Annotated in this window: 8 protein-coding genes; 1 reads left to right on the top strand and 7 read right to left on the bottom strand. The window is 67.2% G+C overall.

What is annotated here, in order from left to right:
• Positions 1-20: 20 nt before the first annotated feature.
• The 5 genes from EO174_RS21400 to EO174_RS21380 all read right to left on the bottom strand — a co-directional run bounded on the left by EO174_RS21400 (position 21) and on the right by EO174_RS21380 (position 9,446).
• Positions 21-2,540 (bottom strand): TonB-dependent siderophore receptor, encoded by a 2,520-nt coding sequence (locus EO174_RS21400; RefSeq protein WP_126947371.1) that lies wholly within the window; start codon positions 2,538-2,540, stop codon positions 21-23.
• Positions 2,541-2,659: 119 nt separating this feature from the next.
• The gene (locus tag EO174_RS21395; RefSeq protein WP_126947368.1) at positions 2,660-3,709 is read right to left on the bottom strand and encodes a FecR domain-containing protein; all 1,050 of its coding nucleotides are present in this window, start codon (positions 3,707-3,709) and stop codon (positions 2,660-2,662) included.
• A gap of 9 nt (positions 3,710-3,718) precedes the next feature.
• Positions 3,719-4,228: a sigma-70 family RNA polymerase sigma factor gene (locus EO174_RS21390; protein WP_126947365.1), complete on the bottom strand. Its 510-nt coding sequence runs from the start codon at positions 4,226-4,228 to the stop codon at positions 3,719-3,721.
• 419 nt (positions 4,229-4,647) lie between these two features.
• Positions 4,648-7,062 (bottom strand): hypothetical protein, encoded by a 2,415-nt coding sequence (locus EO174_RS21385; RefSeq protein ID WP_126947362.1) that lies wholly within the window; start codon positions 7,060-7,062, stop codon positions 4,648-4,650.
• Positions 7,063-7,268: 206 nt separating this feature from the next.
• The gene (locus EO174_RS21380; protein ID WP_126947359.1) at positions 7,269-9,446 is read right to left on the bottom strand and encodes a hypothetical protein; all 2,178 of its coding nucleotides are present in this window, start codon (positions 9,444-9,446) and stop codon (positions 7,269-7,271) included.
• 387 nt (positions 9,447-9,833) lie between these two features.
• Between EO174_RS21380 and EO174_RS21375 the strand changes: the two genes are divergently transcribed.
• Positions 9,834-11,348, top strand: coding sequence for an acetyl-CoA hydrolase/transferase family protein (locus EO174_RS21375; protein ID WP_126947356.1), 1,515 nt, complete (start codon positions 9,834-9,836; stop codon positions 11,346-11,348).
• Positions 11,349-12,179: 831 nt separating this feature from the next.
• Here the strand turns inward: EO174_RS21375 and EO174_RS21370 are convergent.
• Together EO174_RS21370 and EO174_RS21360 are read right to left on the bottom strand one after the other, a co-directional pair.
• Complete coding sequence (locus EO174_RS21370; RefSeq protein ID WP_104649313.1) at positions 12,180-13,253, bottom strand: 3-deoxy-7-phosphoheptulonate synthase; 1,074 nt, start codon at positions 13,251-13,253, stop codon at positions 12,180-12,182.
• Positions 13,254-13,987: 734 nt separating this feature from the next.
• Entirely contained in the window at positions 13,988-16,879 is a 2,892-nt protein-coding gene (locus EO174_RS21360) for a TonB-dependent receptor (RefSeq protein WP_126947350.1), read from the bottom strand.
• Between the last annotated feature and the right edge of the window lie 365 nt (positions 16,880-17,244).

Here is a 17,244-nt window from a genome sequence, read left to right as displayed (position 1 = left end):
CCGCAGCACGCGTGCACGCATCACAGCGCGCCGCGCAGGGTCACCATCACATTGCGCGGTTCGCCGTAATAGCGCCCGTTAACGAAGCTCGACAAGGTGGTGTAGTAGTGCTTGTCGAACACGTTGTTGAGATTGACCGCCACCGACCACTGCCGGTTGACCTGATACCGCGCCAATGCGTTCCAGACCGCGCGCCCCTGGATCGGCGCAGTGGCAGTGCCGATCTGCCGGTACGCCGCGCTCTGCGCGCTGACACCGCCGCCGACGGTGACATCCTGCAGCACGCCCGGCAGCCGGTACGTGGTCCATACCCGCAGCAAGTGCTTGGGCGTGTAGCTGTTGAAGGTCTGGCCCTGGCTGCTGACATCCTGCAGGTAGGTGGTGCGGTTGAAGGTGTAGCCGGCAAACACGTTCCAGTCGCGCAGCACCTCGCCGCTGACTTCGGCATCGAAGCCACGGCTGCGCACCTTGCCGCTGTCGATGTAGCAGAAATCGTTATTGCGGCAGGTGGGGCTGGTGCTCAGGTCGGCCTGGGCGCGGTTTTTCTGCTCGATCTGGAACAGCGCAAACGCGCTATTGATGCGCCCGTCCAGCCACTCGCCCTTGAGGCCCAGCTCGTAGTTGGCCCCGGTCATCGGCTTGAGCATCTCGCCGGCTTCGGTCTGCGCGTTCTGCGGCTGGAAGATGTCTGCGTAACTGGCATAGGCCGACCAGGTCGGGCTCAAGGCGTACAACAGGCCGGCGTACGGCGTGACCTGCCCGGTCTCGCGGGTGTGCTCGATCGATTGCGATGGCGACAGCCCGGTGGTGGTGGTGTTCCAGCGGGTGTCGTGCCAGCTCACGCGGGTGCCGACGATGGCCCTCAACGGATCGGTCAGCTGCCAACGCAATGCGCCATACATGCCGAATTCGCGCGAAGTGCCATGCCGGGCCTCACGTGCATTAGCGAAGATCTCTTCGTCGCTGATCGCCCGCACATTGCGCTGCAGAGCGAACACATTGAAGGTCTGGAAGTTGTTCTTGTTGCCGTAGACGGTATCGACCGTGTTCTCGGCAAAATTACTGCCCAGTACCACCTCATGCCGGCGGCCCAGCGCATTGAACTGCCCGATCACATTGGCATCGAAGCCGAACGCATCCGCATCGGAAATGGTGCGCGCGGCCAGCAGCGCGCCGGTGCCGTTGGCCGGATTGATCGCGCGGCTGGAGCTGGCGTATTTCAGATCGTGCAGCTCGCGTACCTGCACCGCACTGAGCTTGAACACCCAATCGGCAGTGAAGCGATGGTCCAGGTCCAGATACAGCCCGCGATTGGACGAGGACTGCCGGTTCCATGCCGCACCCAGATTGGTCTGGCGCGGCAGGCCGATATCGCGGCCATCGCTGAAACTGGGCAGACCGCCGAAGAACGGCCGGCCTTCAACTTGTTCGTAGCTCACGCCCAGGCTGAGCTGGGTCTGCGGCGAAAACGCGTAGTCGAGCGTGCCGTAGTAGGTAGGCGTGCGGCGCGTGACGCCATCCACGAATGAGCGCTGGTCCTGGTAATCGATCACCCCGCGCGCGCGCAGTGCGCCATCGGCGCTCAGGTTGGCACTGGCATCGATCAGCGTGCCGTAGCGATCCCAGCTGCCGCCCTGCACCATCACGCTCACGCCCGGCACGTCCAGCGGGCGCTTGCGCACCAGGTTCACCGCGCCGCCCGGGTTGCCCGCGCCCTGCAGCAGGCCGGCCGCACCGCGCAGCACTTCGGCGCGATCGTAGATGCCCATGTTGGCGCTGTAGTTGCTCGCCCGGCCATACATGCCGCGATTGAGTGGCACGCCGTCGTACTGCACCGTGGTGATGTCGAAGCCACGCGAATAGATGTACTTGCCGCCCTGCGGGCTCTGCACGATGGTGATGCCGGTGGTGCTGGCCAGCGCGTCGTAGACCGAGGTGATGTTCTGCTCGTCCATCAACTGGCGGGTGACCACGCTGATCGACTGCGGAATGTCCTTGAGCGACTGCTCGCCGCGGCCGATGCTGACCGCCCGCGCGGTATAGCTGCCGGTGCCGCTGGTGGCCGCACTGCGGTTGGCCTGCGCGGTCACCTTGACGGTGGGCAGCAGCCACGCATCCACCTCGCTCCTGGTCGCGCTGGGCTGCGGCGCGGCGCGCAGCACGTAGCCGCCGGTCTGCAACGGCACGGCCTGCAGGCCGCTGCCGGCCAGCAGCGCAGCCAGGGCGGCCGGTGCGGTATAGCGGCCCTCCAGCCCGGCGGTGGTCTTGCCGTCGGTCTGCGTGGCGGTGAAGCTCAGCAACAGGTTGGCCGAACCGGCCAGTTCACGCAGTGCAGGTGCCAACGGGCCGGCGGGGATGCGATACGCCTGGCGGGCATCCTGCGCGGCAGGCGCGGTCTGGGCGATGGCGTCGGGCATGCCGGCGCAAAGTGCCAGGCTGCACAGCGCAAGCGCCACGGCCGTGCCGAGCGGCCGCTGCACGGCGCTGCGCTGAGACGAGGAAGAGGAAAGTTGGCCGCGGCGGCGGGCAGTGATCGACATGCTGTTCCCACAAAGGTTTGGTGTCGCACTGACACCGTCATTGGGGAGGTGCCACAACGGCGGCGATCGGGCAGCCCGGATGCATCTTATTTTTTGGCGACGTGCCGGCTGGCAGCGCCTCAGCCCTGCCCGGCCGCCTGCACCGTCACCCAGTAACGGCTGCGCCGGCTCACCCGCACCGGCAGCACGCTGGGCAGCATCGCCAGGATGCGGTCGGTGTCGTCCAGCGGGAACACGCCGGAGACGCGCAGGCCGCCTACCAGCGGGTCGCAGCGCAACAGCCCGGAGCGATAACGGCCCAGTTCGGCGACAAACGCATCCAGGCGCCACTCGTCGGCAATCAGCTGCCCGCGCACCCAGGCGGAGCCCTGTACATCGGCCGGCGCGATGGCGCCGAGCGTGTCGGCGGTAAAACGGCACTGTTCCCCCGCCTGCACGCGCCCGACGGCCTGCGCGGCCGCATGTGGCCGCACCTCCACCGCGCTTTCCAGCACGCTCAGCCGGGTGTCGTGTTCGTCCTGGCGCACGCAAAAGCGCGTGCCCAATGCGCGGATATCGCCCTGCGCGGTGCGCACCAGCAACGGCCGCGCATCGTGGCCCGCGCCCAGCGCCTGCGCGGTGGTCACCATGATCTCGCCGGCCAGCAACTGCAGCAGCCGTTGCTGCGCGTCGAACCGCACATCGATGGCGCTGCGGGTGTTGAGGGTGATGCGGCTGCCATCCTGCAACTGCACCTCGCGGCGCTGCCCCGTCGCAGTGGCGTAATCGGCGGTGGCGCGCTGCCAGCGTTCGGTGCGCGAGGCCAGCACGCCGGTGGCCCCGGCCACCCCACCCCATAGCAGCAGATTCAGCGCCTTGCGCCGGCCCGGCGATGCCTGGCCATTGCTGCCGGCATACGGCGACAGGCTGCGATAGGCCGCCTGCGGGGTCAGCGTCTTCAGCCGCCCGGTCACCGCCTCGATATGCGCCCACGCCCGCGCATGGTCCGGATGCGCATCGCGCCATTGTTGCCAGCGCTGCAGCTGCGCCTGGCTCGCGGTGCCGGACATCAGCACCGTCAGCCACTCGGCAGCCTGATCGGCGACCTGCGCACTGATCGGCTGCCCGCCGGCCAGCGGTGCTCGCTGGGCATCGGCGGCGCGCGCGCGGCGTGAGGCGGCATCAGCCATCCGTGCGGCTCACGCCGACAGGGCGAACAGGCAATGCCGGTTGGCACGCGTGAGATATTGCTTGACCGAGCTGCTGGACACGCCCAGCCGCTGCGCGATCTGCGCGTAGCTCAGCTCCTGCAGATGCGCCAGCAGAAAGGCTTCCTTCACCTTGGGCGGCAGCCCATCCAGCGCCTGGTCCACCTGCTGCACCGCTTCCAGCGCCAGCAATTGCAGCTCCGGCGACGGCGCCAGTTCTTCCGGCAGCGCAGCCAGCAGTTCCAGGTAACTGGTTTCCAGCAACTTGCGCCGCTGCCGGTGCGCCATCAAGCGGCGCGCGATGGTGGCCAGGAACGGGCGCGGTTCGCGGATCTGGTCGGCCGCCCCTGCGCTGATCACGCTGATGAAGGTGTCCTGCGCCAGGTCGGCAGCCACGAACGCATCGCCCAGCTTGCGCCGCAGCCAGCCCTGCAGCCAGCCGTGGTGGTCGGTGTACAGGCGCTCCACCTTTTGATGAAGCGCGCCTTGCGTGACCGACACGATGACCTCCTGAACGGCTGGTCCGGACGGCAAGGCGCCCGGCGACAAATGAGAATTGATCTCATTCTAGCGGAAGCCGGCCGAGCCTGCAGCCGCAGCCACCGGCCGATCCGTCACGCGGGTTGGGCGACGTGTGGGCAATTGGCGCCCCTGCCTGAGCCGGCAGTGGCCTGGCCAACCCTTCGACAGCTGGGCGTCTGGCAGGCGTGCGGCGGTGCGGTGGCTTGACTCGCCAGGCGTCGGGCAATAAAAAAGCCCGCTTGCAGCGAACTGCCAGCGGGCTTTGCTCCCTCCCCCACGTCGGGATGCAGGATCATAGTGCGCGCCCCGAACGCCACTTGCACGCTGCACTGCAAAACAACACCAGGCAGTACAGAACTGGCGTTTTCTTCTTCACGTCGCGTTGGCGCGCGGCAGCCTCAACGCAGCAGATCGGGCTGGGCCTGATACCACTCCGGTGCACGCAGCAGATGCCATTGCGGGGTCTGGCCGCGCAGCCCCACCGCTGCGCTCAACATGCCCCAGCGCGCGAGCAGGCTGCCGCTGCGTTGGCTGCCCTGCAATCGCAAGCGTGCATCCACCTGGAAGCGTTCGTTGCGTGCCTGCAGCCGGTCGACGATGACGGTGTCGCCCTGCCAATGCACACGCCCGGTCACCTGCGCCTGGCCTGCATCCACCAGCCGCAGCATCCAGTTCGGAATCGAACGGTCGCGCGCGTATAGCGACATCAGGAATGCCAGGTCACGCACCTGGATGCGCACGCGTCCATCCACACCGACCGGCTGGCGCCATTGCATGCGGGTGTCTTCCAGCACGATGCGCGCCCACCAGCCATCGCGGCGCTGACCATCGGGCCCGGTGAATCCGACATTGCGCAGCTGGATGGTGCTGGCATCGAGACGGAAGTTTTCTGCACGCAGATCGCCGCGCTGCAGGCGCAGGTCCGCATTCACGTCGCCACGCAGTGCCAGGCCGGCAAACTGCAGCCGCGCCGCACGTGCGCCGATCCGCAGGCCGCCCTTGCCGATGCGGCCGCCGGGTTCGATCTGCAGATCGCCGCTCAATACACCGTTGCCGCCATCGAAGCGCAACTGCTGCTGCGGGAGATAGCGGTTGTAGGCACGCAGATCCGGCACGCGCGCATTGGCGAACCGCAGGTGCGCGCGCGTGGCGTCGCGCAACGTGGCCAGGTTGCGCGCGTCGGCGCGCGTCTGCAGCTCCAGACGCAGGTCGCGGCCCTGCACGAATGGACGCGTGGGCGCCTCGTCGTGCGCAATCGAGAACTGCTGCATCTGCAAGGCAAGTGCCGGCAGCAGCTGTCCGCGCGCATCGGCGCTCACACGCAGATCGGCACTGGCCTGGCCATCGATCGCATGCCCCATTACGCCGACATGCGCACGCACGTGCGGCACCTGCAGGCGGCTGCCGGCGCCGAGCTGGCCGCGATCGATGCGCAGATCCGCATCCACCAGGCCCTCGCCTTCCAGCTTCAGCCAGTCCACATCGGGAAACAGCGCCGGAATCCAGCTCAGCGAAGACAGTTGCCAATGCAGGCGCGCATGCCCGGAGGTGCGCGGCAGCAGGCTGCGCATCGATTGCAACGGCAGTTGCCGGCCTTGCACGCGCAGATCCGCATCCAGGGTCAGCCCGGCATCGGCCGGCTCGGGCATGCTGACTTGCAGACGCATGTCCTGATCCACCTGCAGTTGCGCTGCAAGCTCGCCCAGCAGGGCAGCCGGCGTGCGCGTGCCATCGTGCAGCGGTGCGCGCCATTGCAGCTGGCTGCCGGGCTGCAGGCTGCCACGCGTCCAGCGCAACTGCCCATCCGCACGCCCCTTGCCGGCACGTGTGGCGAGCGTATGGCGTCCTTGCGCATTGCGTGTGACATCCAGTGCTGCGGTGTCGCCATGCACGGTCAGCTGCGCATCGGCAAGCTGCAGCATCGCCAGCCCGCGCGCCTGCTCCGGCGCATGACGCGCGATGCTGGCGTCGATGCGCAGCTGCCCGTTGCGCAGCACCTCGCTACCACCCCAGCGCATCCGTGCATTGTCGAAGCGCGCCCGCGAGGGAAACAGTTCCATCGGCCCGCCGCGCAATTGCTTGAACAGGCCCAGCTCCAACTGACCATCGCCTTCGATCTGCAGCTGCCGCAGCGTCACTGCCTGCACCTGGTCGGCGACGATGCGGTCGAATTGCAGGGTCCAGGCCGGAGCGGTCGATGCGGGACCTGCGGGTACGCCAGCGGTCTTGGCGCCCCCGGCGGATTGCGGCACACCGGTGGATGCCCCGGTCGTACGTGCGGGCGGCTGCGTGCTCGCCGCGACGTCTGGGGTGCGTGCGGGTGGCTTGTCCTGCGCAGTCGTTGGCGTCGTCGTACTGGCTGCGTCAGCCGATGGCGCGGCAGCCACCTGCGTGTTCGGCGCTGTCGCCGGTGCTGGCATCGCCACGGTACCGGCTGTGGGCACAGCCGCCTGCATGCCGCCACGCACCCCGTGCGCATGCACCTCCGGCACCAGCAACTGCCGGTGCAGCAACGGCAGCAGCTGTACCTGCCCGCTCATGCGCTGCGCGCTGACGTTCCAGCGGGTGCGTGCCGAGCGGCCTTGCAACTCCACCCTCCACAGCGTCAGCCGGCCTGGCCACCAGGTCACTGCCGGGCCCCAGTGCATGGTGAACCTGTCCGGCTTGCGATTGAGCGCGGCCGGCCCGAGTGGCGTGTTGAGCAACAGGTTGCCGAGCAGCAGATAGCTTGCGTACACCACCAGTAACGCCAGCAACGGCCAACGCACCAGGCGGGGCAATCTTTGCCAGCGGGCGCGAACAGGCATCGTCATGACGGCAAGGCTCCTGAAGACCGCGCACGCGGCATGACGCAGTGTGCCAAGGAAACCGTGAGCGCGGTGCGCAGCGGCGCGTGCGGCGGGGCACCGGCAGGTTGCCCGGTGTGCAGTCGATGTCCTGCACGCGCGGCAATGCGCGCACTACCTCTTCGAAGACGACAAAGCTGGCCGCGTTAACCAAGCCTCAAACAAGGAACCGCTTACTTCGCTTTCGACACCGCCGGCAGCAATCCCGGCTGCGCGTCGTACCATTCGCGTGCACCGGCCAGGTGCCATTGGCGTTGCTTGCCATCGAGTTCGATCCCAGCGCCCAGCACGCCCCAGCGCAGATACAGGTCGCCGCGCCGCTGCTCGTCGTTCAAGGCCAGCCGCGCACGCAGCGACAGGCGTGCATTCTCCGCATGCAGGTCGTCGACCAGCAGTTGCTGCTTGCGCCAACGCACCCTGCCGGTGGCGTCGAGTTCGCCCGAATCCAGCAAGCCCAATACCCAACGCGGGTAGTCGGCGCGTTGCGCAAACACCGACAGCAGCGGCGCGATATCGCGCATGCGGATCGCCGCGTCGGCATCCACCTGGAACGGTGCGCTGGCCTGGATGGTGCCGGCACCGACCTGCATCTGCCCCCACCAGTTGGCATCGGCGCTGTCCTCGCCCACCCGCATATTGCGCAGGCGCACGCGCGTGCCGCTGAGGTCGAAGAACTTGTTCTTGAAATCGGCGCGCTGCAGCTGCGCCTGCAATTCGGCATCGCCGCGCATCTGCACGCCGGCCAGCGCCAGATGCGCGCCCTGCCCGCGCAGGTTGGCGTGGCCGCTGCCCACATCGCCGGCGGCATTGAGCGCCACATCGCCGGTCAGGCTGCCGCTGCCGCCGAGCAGGCGCACGTTGTTGCCCGGCAGGTAACGGTTGTAGACGGTGAGATCGGGCACGCGGGCATCGCTGAAACGCAGCTGCGCCTTGAGCGTGTCGCGCAGGCGCGCCAGTTCGGCGTCGCCATGCATGGCCAGCTGCAGATCGCGGCCGTCCAGCAGGATCTGTTTGGGTGCAGCGCGCGGCGCGGCCTTGAAGATGGGGATGCTCACGTCCAGATGCGCCTGCGGCGTGGCGGCATCGTCGATGTGTCCATGCGCCTTGGCGAAACCGGCCAGCCGCGTGTCGAACACCTGCGCCACTGCCTCCACCCGCGGAATCTCCAGGCTGCTGCCGCTGGCGAGCCGGCCTTGCGCCAGGCGCAGATCGGCCTCGACCAGGCCACCGCCTTCGAGCTGGAACCAGGGCTTGCGCACGAACAGCTCGGCAATCCAGTTCAGCGATTCGAACTGCCAGCGCCCACGCACCTGCCCGGACAGGCGCGGCAGCACCTGCGCAGGATCCTGGAAGGGGATGCTGCGTCCGGCAACGCGCAGATCGGCCTGCAGCTCGCTGCCCGTCTTTGCGTCGCGTGGCAGCCGTGCCTGAACGCGGATGTCGCGCGCCACGTCCAGCTGCAGCGCCAGCATGCCGCGGTCGGTCGCCCCGACGCCGGCCATCAACGGCAGGCGCCAGACCGCATGGCTGCCTTCCTGCAGCGTGCCGCGGTCCAGCGTGATGTCGGCCTCCACCCGCGCCGCCGACGGCCCGCTGCGGATGTCCACATGCGGCGCACCGGTGTCGATCTTCAACGCCACCGTAGCGGCCTTCAGCTGCAGGCGCGCGTGGGTGATGCCGAGCTTGCGCAGGCCCGGCGCTTCATCGCGGTAGTGACGCGGAAACTGGAATTGCGCATCCAGCTGCGCGCCATTGAACACCTGCACCCCGTCATAGCTGACCACCGCATCGCTGAAGCCTGCCTCGGAGGGAAACAGCTCCGACGGGCCACCCTTGAGCTGCTTGAGGAAGCCGACGCTGCCATGGCCCTGCCCGGCGATCAGCAGCTTGCCCAGGCGCGCGCTGCGGATGCTGTTGCTGGTGATCGCATCGAAGCGCAGCGTCCAGCCCTGGTCGCCGCGTGGCGGTGGCGGAATCGGGGTGTCGGAGGTTTCCACCTCCGCGCTCAGGCCGGTGGCGTGCAGCCACGGCAGGCGTACCTCGCGTCGCAACAGTGCCAGCAAGGCCACGCGCGCATTGGCGCGATCGGCATGAAACACGTACACGGTGCGGTTGGCCTGCCCGCGCATGCGCACGTTCCAGGCCATCACCTGCCCCGGAAACACCGTCAGTGCCGGGCCGGTCTGCATGGTGAATTTATGCGGCTGCCGATTGGTGACGGCATCGAACAGCGGCGTGTTGAGAAACAGGTTGCCGGCCAGCAGATACAGCGCATACAGCGCCACCAACACGACCACTGCGATGCGCCATGGCCGGGGCCAGCGCTGGAAGCGGTCGCGAAGAGAGGGCATGGGCGCAGGCACAAGTCGAGTCTGCCGCCACTATCGCGGTTGCGCTGGCGGCGAAGCGTGAACGTGGGCGATGGTCCATTACCGCACACGCTGCGCGCCAGCTGGGGCTGCATGGCGGCCGGCTGCAGCGCGGGTGGTGCGCGAGACGGCCGGCCAGGTCCGCCAGGTGACCGCACGCCGGCCAGCGGCGACACCAACGCCACATATGGCAGCGTCCCAGATGCGCAACGGGAGTGGATGAAGCCTCGCCCGTGCCGTGCTCCTGCCACGCAACAGGTCGCTTCGCACGCGTCCGACGCGGCCCGCGAGGCGCATTGCACCATGGTCGCAGCGCGGCCGACGCACGCAGCGGCGATAATGGGACGTCTCCTGACTGCTGTGCCGCCCATGTCCGACGAACGCATCCTGTACGCGCCGCTGCGCGAGCGCCTGGTTTCTGCCGAGGCCGCTGCCGCATTGATCCAGCCCGGCGAGACCGTGGCGATGAGCGGCTTCACCGGCTCCGGTTACCCCAAGGCGGTGCCGATGGCGCTGGCGCAGCGCATCGAAGCGGCGCATCTGCAGGGCCAGCCGTTCCAGATCAAGTTGATGACCGGCGCGTCCACCGCGCCGGAACTGGATGGCGCACTGGCCAAGGCCGACGGCATCGCCATGCGCATGCCGTTCCAGTCCGACCCGGACGCGCGCCAACGCATCAACGCCGGCACGCTGGACTATATCGACATCCATCTCAGCCACGTCGCCCAGCATGTCTGGTTCGGTTTCTACGGGCAGATCGACACCGCCGTGGTGGAGGTCTCGGCGATCCGCGCCGACGGCAGCCTGGTGCCGTCCACCTCGATCGGCAACAACAAGACCTGGCTGGACCTGGCCAGCAAGGTGATCATCGAGGTCAACGACTGGCAGCCGGCCGGCCTGGATGGCATGCACGATGTCTACTACGGCACCGCGCTGCCGCCGCAGCGCAAGCCGATTCCGCTGATCCACGGCGACGACCGCATCGGCGAGCCCAGCCTGCGCTGCGATCCGGACAAGATCGTGGCAGTGGTGCGCACGCATGGCCCGGACCGCAACAGCCCGTTCGCCGCTGCCGACGACAGCAGCGAACGCATCGCCGAACACTTGATCGCGTTCCTGCGCCATGAAGTAAGCAAGGGCCGGCTACCGGCCAGCCTGCTGCCGCTGCAATCGGGCGTGGGCAATATTCCCAATGCGGTGCTGGCCGGGCTTGCACGCAGCGGCTTCCGCGATCTGGAGGCCTTCACCGAGGTGATCCAGGACGGCATGCTCGCGCTGCTGCGCGATGGCGTGCTGCGCTACGCCTCGTGTACCGGTTTTGCGCTCAGCCCGGAGGGCAACGAGGAATTCAAGCGCAATATCGATTTCTACCGGCAGCGCATCATCATGCGCACGCAGGAGATTTCCAATCACCCGGAACTGGTGCGCCGGCTCGGCTGCATCGGCATGAACGGCATGATCGAGGCCGACCTGTACGGCAACGTCAATTCCACCCACGTGATGGGCAGCCGCATCATGAACGGCATCGGTGGCTCCGGCGACTTCGCGCGCAATGGCTTCCTGTCGATCTTCCTGAGCCCCAGCATCGCCAAGGCCGGCAGCATCTCGTCGATCGTGCCGATGGTCAGCCATGTCGACCACACCGAACACGACGTCTCGGTGATCGTCACCGAGCAAGGCCTGGCCGATCTGCGCGGCCTCACGCCCAAGCAACGCGCACGCCAGTTGCTCGATCACTGTGTGCACCCGCGCTACCGCGATGCGCTGGAAGATTACGTGGCGCGCGCCAATCGCGACAGCTATGGCAAGCACACCCCGCATCTGCTGACCGAGGCGCTGTCGTGGCATCAGCGCTGGTTGGAGACCGGGGATATGTTGGGGTGAGTGGGGAATCGGGAATCGGGAATCGGGAATCGGGAATCGGCGGTTGTAGCCCATCGCCTCGGCGCGATAGGTGGTTTGGAAGAACTTCGATGCTGGATGGTGCTTTGGCCGCCGTTGCAGAGGTCAGAGCGCGGTTGTCATGCTGGCGTTTGACGCTGGCCGAGCTGCATTGCCGGTGCCGACCTGCGTGACATCGCCACGTCATGCAGGTGGCGGATAACGTTCCTGCCCGCTCGCATTCGGCGGCAGGACGGCTCTCTCCCCCTCCTGCCGCTGGGCGCGACGGGTCATTGGCGGGTGGTGCCAAATCCGCCGGGCCGGCTCCCTGCACCGGCCCGGCGTTCGTGTTCTGGAGCGGCCATCAACACGACTGTGTGCATCGCGCCAGGCTGCTCGACCGGCGTGTTGACCGCTTGCCGCCCAAGCGCGCGCTGTTTGGGATGTGCAGCGTGCTGGACGCTTTGCACTTTGACTATGCGAAGCACCGGATGGAATCTGCGGCGCGTCAAGGTGCTGCGCGTTGAGATACTGCAGTCCGGATGAGATGGGCTTTGTATTTATGCCCTTGCGCGCCGGCGAGTGCGCCGCATCGTTTGTGGGCATGCAGTCTCAGATCGCTGTCGTCCGCCGTACGCGCATCCCCCGCTCCACGACTCCGCCCGTGCAGGCAGCGCGCGCGTGCCAAGACACGCGCGCCAGTGACGCGCACGCTGTGCCTTGGCGCGCCGCAGGGAGCAGGGCTTCTCCCTTCTCCCTGCGGGAGAAGGTGGCGCGCAGCGCCGGATGAGGGTGCGGGCGAAGCCGCGTCCCCTCACCCGGCTGCCCCGACGATCACGCCGCTTCGGCAACCCGCCTGGCACGCCGCGCACGCACGGCCGTCGCCAGGCGCTCCAGCACCTGCACCGAGGCGTCCCAGCCCAGGCAGCCGTCGGTGATGCTCTGGCCGTAGGTCAGCTCGCAGCCGGGCACCAGCTCCTGGCGTCCGCCGACCAGGTGGCTCTCCACCATGACGCCGACGATGCGCGTCTCGCCGCCTTCCAGCTGCGTGGCGATGTCGTCGATGACCTTGGGCTGGTTCTCGGGGTTCTTGCCGCTGTTGGCATGGCTGGCATCGATCATCAGGCGCGCCGGCAACCCGGATTTGTTGAGCACCTGGCTGGCCGCTTCCACATTGGCCGCGTCGAAGTTGGGCTGCTTGCCGCCGCGCAGGATCACATGGCAATCCGGATTGCCTGCGGTTGCGGCCACCGCAGTGTGGCCGTCCTTGGTCACGGCCAGGAAATGATGCGGGTGCGAGGCCGCGCCCACCGCATCCACCGCGATCTTGACGTCGCCACCGGTGCCGTTCTTGAAGCCCACCGGGCACGACAGGCCCGAGGCCATTTCGCGGTGCACCTGGCTTTCGGTGGTGCGCGCGCCGATCGCGCCCCAGGCCACCAGGTCGGCGATGTACTGCGGCGAGATGATGTCGAGGAATTCCACACCGGCCGGCAGGCCGAGGTTGTTGATGTCGCGCAGCAGACCGCGCGCCACCCGCAGGCCCTTGTTGATCTGGAAGCTGCCATCCAGATCCGGGTCGTTGATCAGGCCCTTCCAGCCGATGGTGGTGCGCGGCTTTTCGAAGTACACCCGCATCACGATCTCCAGCGCATCACCGAACTGCTCGCGCAGCGGGCGCAGACGGTGCGCATAGTCCATCGCCGCGACCGGATCGTGGATCGAGCAGGGCCCGATCACCACCGCCAAGCGGTCGTCGTGGCCATGCAGGATGGCGTGCAGCGCGGCGCGCGAGTTGGTCACGGTCTCGGAAGCGCGCTCGTCGCAGGGCAGCAGCGACAGCAGCTGCGAAGGCGGGGCAAGGGCTTCGATCTTGCGGATACGCAGGTCATCGGTCACAGGCGGCATAACAGTGTCTCGGTGGGCGGTGTTGCAACAGGGAGCCAGGCGCGGCGGCAACAAAAAAAGCCGCCAGTGTGCGCTGGCGGCTTTTCGGGAATGCTGCTGAAGATTTCTTCAGGGTGAGCGCAATCCGTCCTCCGCCAGCGGCATCGGAAAACCGTAGTACCAAAAGTAAAACTGGCTGCGGGGTGCGTTCATTGAGTGCATTGATACCACGCACGTTTCGGCCGTGCCACTGTTTCATCGGCAACGGAACGTTGCAGCGCGCTGCCGGCGCCATCCGGGTCGATGACCTGACCCGCACTTTATCGTGTCCAACCCCCTGCAATTGCGGCGTCTCAAACGCAACCTGCGCAGGGATGCAACGCCGATACGCCGCGGGCATAAGCACGGCCGATCATGACGATGCGAACAATCGATCACCAACTCCGCGGACTTCGGGACTGGGCGCGGTACACCCGACCAGCCCTCTCTCCCCTACATGGCTTCAACCAGCGCCGGCTTCGATGTTGGGTCACTGCGCTGCGCACTTGGACAACGCACCCAGCGACAAGTAGCGGTGACTCCCGCGCTGCCAAGATCCAGTCAGGCCCTGCAGCAGAAACGTTTCGTGTCGACCATCGTCGGCAATCACGCAACCCCACCTGCTGCAGGGTGGATGACAAATGGCGCGCCCGTTTTTGCCTGCACCGCACGCCACGGCGCTATGCCGTGACGTGTGGTGCGGCCGCCACGCTCAATCAGAAGGTGAACACATATTCCGCCGCCACTTCGCGGCCGATCGGATTGAACAGCGTGGTGTTGTAGAAGCCGTAGCCGTAGAAGCGCTCCTTGTTCTCGTAGCCTACTTCGTTGAACACGTTGTTGACGTAGAAGTTGACCTTGGCGTGGTCGGTGATCTTGTAGCCGGTGCTGAGGTTCCAGTAGATCGCCGGGCCCACGCGGCCGAAGTAACGCTTGCTGCTCTCGCCCAGATGCACGTTGGCGGTGTCGGTGACCACGCATTCGTCGGCGGCACTGGGTTGGTAGCCATCGTCGAAACGCGCGCAGGTGCCCCAGTTGACCGCGCGCATGGAGCCGAGCCGGCGGAAGTACACCGTCCAGTCCCAGGCGCCGCCGTTGTCCCAATGTACGCTGCCCCGCACACGGCTGCGCACGCGTTCGTCGCGGCGGTTTTCATCGCTGTCGGTGCGGTAGATCTGCTCGCGATAGGCCAGCAGGTTGTTGTAGTCCAGCGACAACTGGAAGTTGCCCAAACCCGCCGTGGCAAGCCGGTATTTCAGCGAGGCGTCGATGCCGGAGGTTTCCATCTGCGCCAGGTTGATCGGGCCGCGCTCGATGCTGGCGATGGTGCCGTCGGCGTTGCGCGTCACCCGCGAGGTGATGGTGTCGCAATAGCCGGCACCGCCGGGATTGTTCCAGGCGCCGCCGCTGATGGTGGTGCCGGTGCGGCAGCCGGCTTCGGCCGACAGGATCTCGTCGCGGTCCAGATCCTTGATCATTTCCTCCAGCTCGATGCGGTAGTAATCCACGCTCAGCGACAGGCCCTGCACGATGTCCCACACCACCCCGCCGGTGAACGAGCGGCCGGTTTCCGAGCGCAGATCCGGGGTGCCGCGACGGTTCACATCCACGGTGTAGTAGATGTTGCTGTTTTCGTCGTTGCAGCCGCCGGTCTGATACGCGCCAGAGGCAATGCAGCGGTACTGGTCGATCACGGTCTGGTTGGTGGAGCTGGGTTCGCCGAGCACGTAGTGCATGTCAGGCGCGCGGAAGCTGGTGGCCAGCGTGCCGCGCAACAGCAGGCTCTCGACCGGCCGCCATTCCAGACCCGCGCTCCAGGTGGTGTCGCTCTGGGTGCCGACATCGGTCGCAATCGCAGCCGAGGAACGGTAATTGCCGTAGCGATCGTAGCGACCGGCGATGTTGGCGCTCAACGTCGACAGCAGCGGGATCTGGAATTCCAGCCCGGCCGAACTGCGCAGGCGTTCGCCACCACCACTGTCCACCACGTCCACCGGGTAGCATTCATTGGCGCAGGGGTCGGGCGACAGCTGGTAGCCCTGCTTGGCGACTTCGGCCACGGTGGCGAAGCGGATCGGCCCGGCCCAGCCCTGCACCAGGTCGCCGCTGAGGCTGAAACTGGCCTGGTTCACCCACGAATAGGCCGAGTTGTGCGATTTGGCGACCAGGTCGTCGTACTCGCTCGAGGACAGCGGCGCATACAGCCGCGCCTGGTTGATCGCATGGATCGGCGTGCCATCGGCAGCGGTGCCGATGGGGCTGCCGAGGAAATACGCGGTGGCGCGCGCGGTATCCACGGTGCGCACGTATTCGTCCACCGTGTAGCGCGAGCGGCCCACGCTCAGCTCCCAGTCGAAGCGGTCCGCCCACGCCCCGCGCAAGCCGGCGCTCAGGTCCCAGGACTGCTCCTTGTTGTAGTTGGCCAGCCGGTCCCAGCCGCCGGCTTCGCGCCGGGTGAGCTGACGGATCAGGTTCAACGAGCGCCCGGTGGCCGCATCCTGGAACGGGCCCAGATATGCGTACGGCGGGTCATAGGTCCAGCGCCCGATGCTGCGGTTGGCCGACAGCGTGGCCCAGGCTTCGGTGTGCTCGCCGAATTTCCAGGTGCCGTAGAGATAGGCCGAATAATCCTCGCTGCCGGTGACCAGCCCCCAGTCGCCGTAGTCGCGCGCCACGCCGCAGTAATCGCCGGCATTGGTGACCACCCCGGTGTTCTGGTCGTAGCTCAGCCGTTGCCCGTCGATGAACTCGCCGCCGAAGCGCGCGCAGGTGCCGGCAGGTGGCGCCAGGCGTTCGCTGGTGTTGGCATCGACCAGGCTCAGGCCGGTGAACGGGTTGAAGCCGTAGCGGCGGTTCTGCCCGGTCCAGTTGGAATAGGACATGTCGTCGGAGTCGTCCATCTGCGGGCGATCGCGCCCGTTCAGCGGATCGCGGCGGGTGGCCTGCAGCGCGTAGGTCAGGCTCCAGTTCTCGCCGGTGCGTCCACCTGCCCACGACACGTCGAAACTGTCGCGGCCGCCTTCGGTCGCAGTGCCGCTGCGCAGGCGCACCTGGTCGCCCTGGTAGTCGCGCTTGAGGATCACGTTGACCACGCCGGCCACTGCGTCCGAGCCGTAGATGGCCGAGGCGCCGCCGGTCAGGATGTCGATGCGCTCCACCGCCGCGGAGGGGATGTTGCTGTAGTTGGAAAAGTTGCTTTCGCCGCCGTACGGCAGCGGGTAATCGGCCACGCGGTGGCCGTTGACCAGCAGCAGCGTGCGGCCTGGCCCCAGGTCGCGCAGGTTGATCGGCGAGGCATTGGGCGTGTGCGAGCCCCATTGCGTATCGGCCTCCACCGAGCCCTGCTGGTTCATGCTGTTGAGCACGTCGTAGACGGTGGCAAAGCCCTCTTGCTGGATCTGCTGCGCGGAGATGGTGACCACCGGCTGCGCGCCTTCGACCTGCGCGCGCTTGATGCGCGAGCCGGTGACGCTGACAGCGTCCAGCGTGGAGGTGGCACGCGGTTGATCCGGCTCGGCCTGCTGGGCAGTGGCCGACGGTGCGACGGCGGCGGTCAGGGCAAGGGACAAGGAAATCGACAAGGCAAGGCGATGACTGCGGCAGTTCATAAGATCCCCGGGAGAGGCCGGCATGGCCGGCGTGGCGTTCCACTGCAACGACGCCTGCGAGCGATGCACTGCATCGCCGCCCCCTGTCCGATGGCCCCCCGACCGTTCGGCGCAAGCGCCTGCCCAGCGACGCTAGGGTTGCGATGACATCGGTGTCAACACCTTGTCATGCAAGTGTGATTGACGTCGCGATCTGCGCGGTTTTGCGATGGTGCACACGGTTGGGGCCGCGAGCCGGTTGCGCGGGCTGGTGGCGCATCGGCGCGGCGTAGGAGCGCACCCGGGCGCGATTGGGGCATTCCCGGTAAACGCCTCGTCGCGCCCAGGTGCGCTCCTACGGGTCATGGGGTCATGGGGTCATGGGG

The sequence above is a fragment of the Xanthomonas sp. BRIP62418 genome (assembly GCF_003993495.1).
Lineage (GTDB): Bacteria > Pseudomonadota > Gammaproteobacteria > Xanthomonadales > Xanthomonadaceae > Xanthomonas > Xanthomonas euroxanthea.
The sequence above is the reverse complement of the archived record's forward strand: the minus strand, read 5'-3'. Positions and strand labels throughout refer to the sequence as shown.

Coding starts and splice junctions, on each gene's coding strand:
- EO174_RS21400 (WP_126947371.1), bottom strand. CDS start 2,540: ATGTCGATCACTGCCCGCCGCCGCGGCCAACTTTCCTCTTCCTCGTCT.
- EO174_RS21395 (WP_126947368.1), bottom strand. CDS start 3,709: ATGGCTGATGCCGCCTCACGCCGCGCGCGCGCCGCCGATGCCCAGCGA.
- EO174_RS21385 (WP_126947362.1), bottom strand. CDS start 7,062: ATGACGATGCCTGTTCGCGCCCGCTGGCAAAGATTGCCCCGCCTGGTG.
- EO174_RS21380 (WP_126947359.1), bottom strand. CDS start 9,446: ATGCCCTCTCTTCGCGACCGCTTCCAGCGCTGGCCCCGGCCATGGCGC.
- EO174_RS21375 (WP_126947356.1), top strand. CDS start 9,834: ATGTCCGACGAACGCATCCTGTACGCGCCGCTGCGCGAGCGCCTGGTT.
- EO174_RS21370 (WP_104649313.1), bottom strand. CDS start 13,253: ATGCCGCCTGTGACCGATGACCTGCGTATCCGCAAGATCGAAGCCCTT.
- EO174_RS21360 (WP_126947350.1), bottom strand. CDS start 16,879: ATGAACTGCCGCAGTCATCGCCTTGCCTTGTCGATTTCCTTGTCCCTT.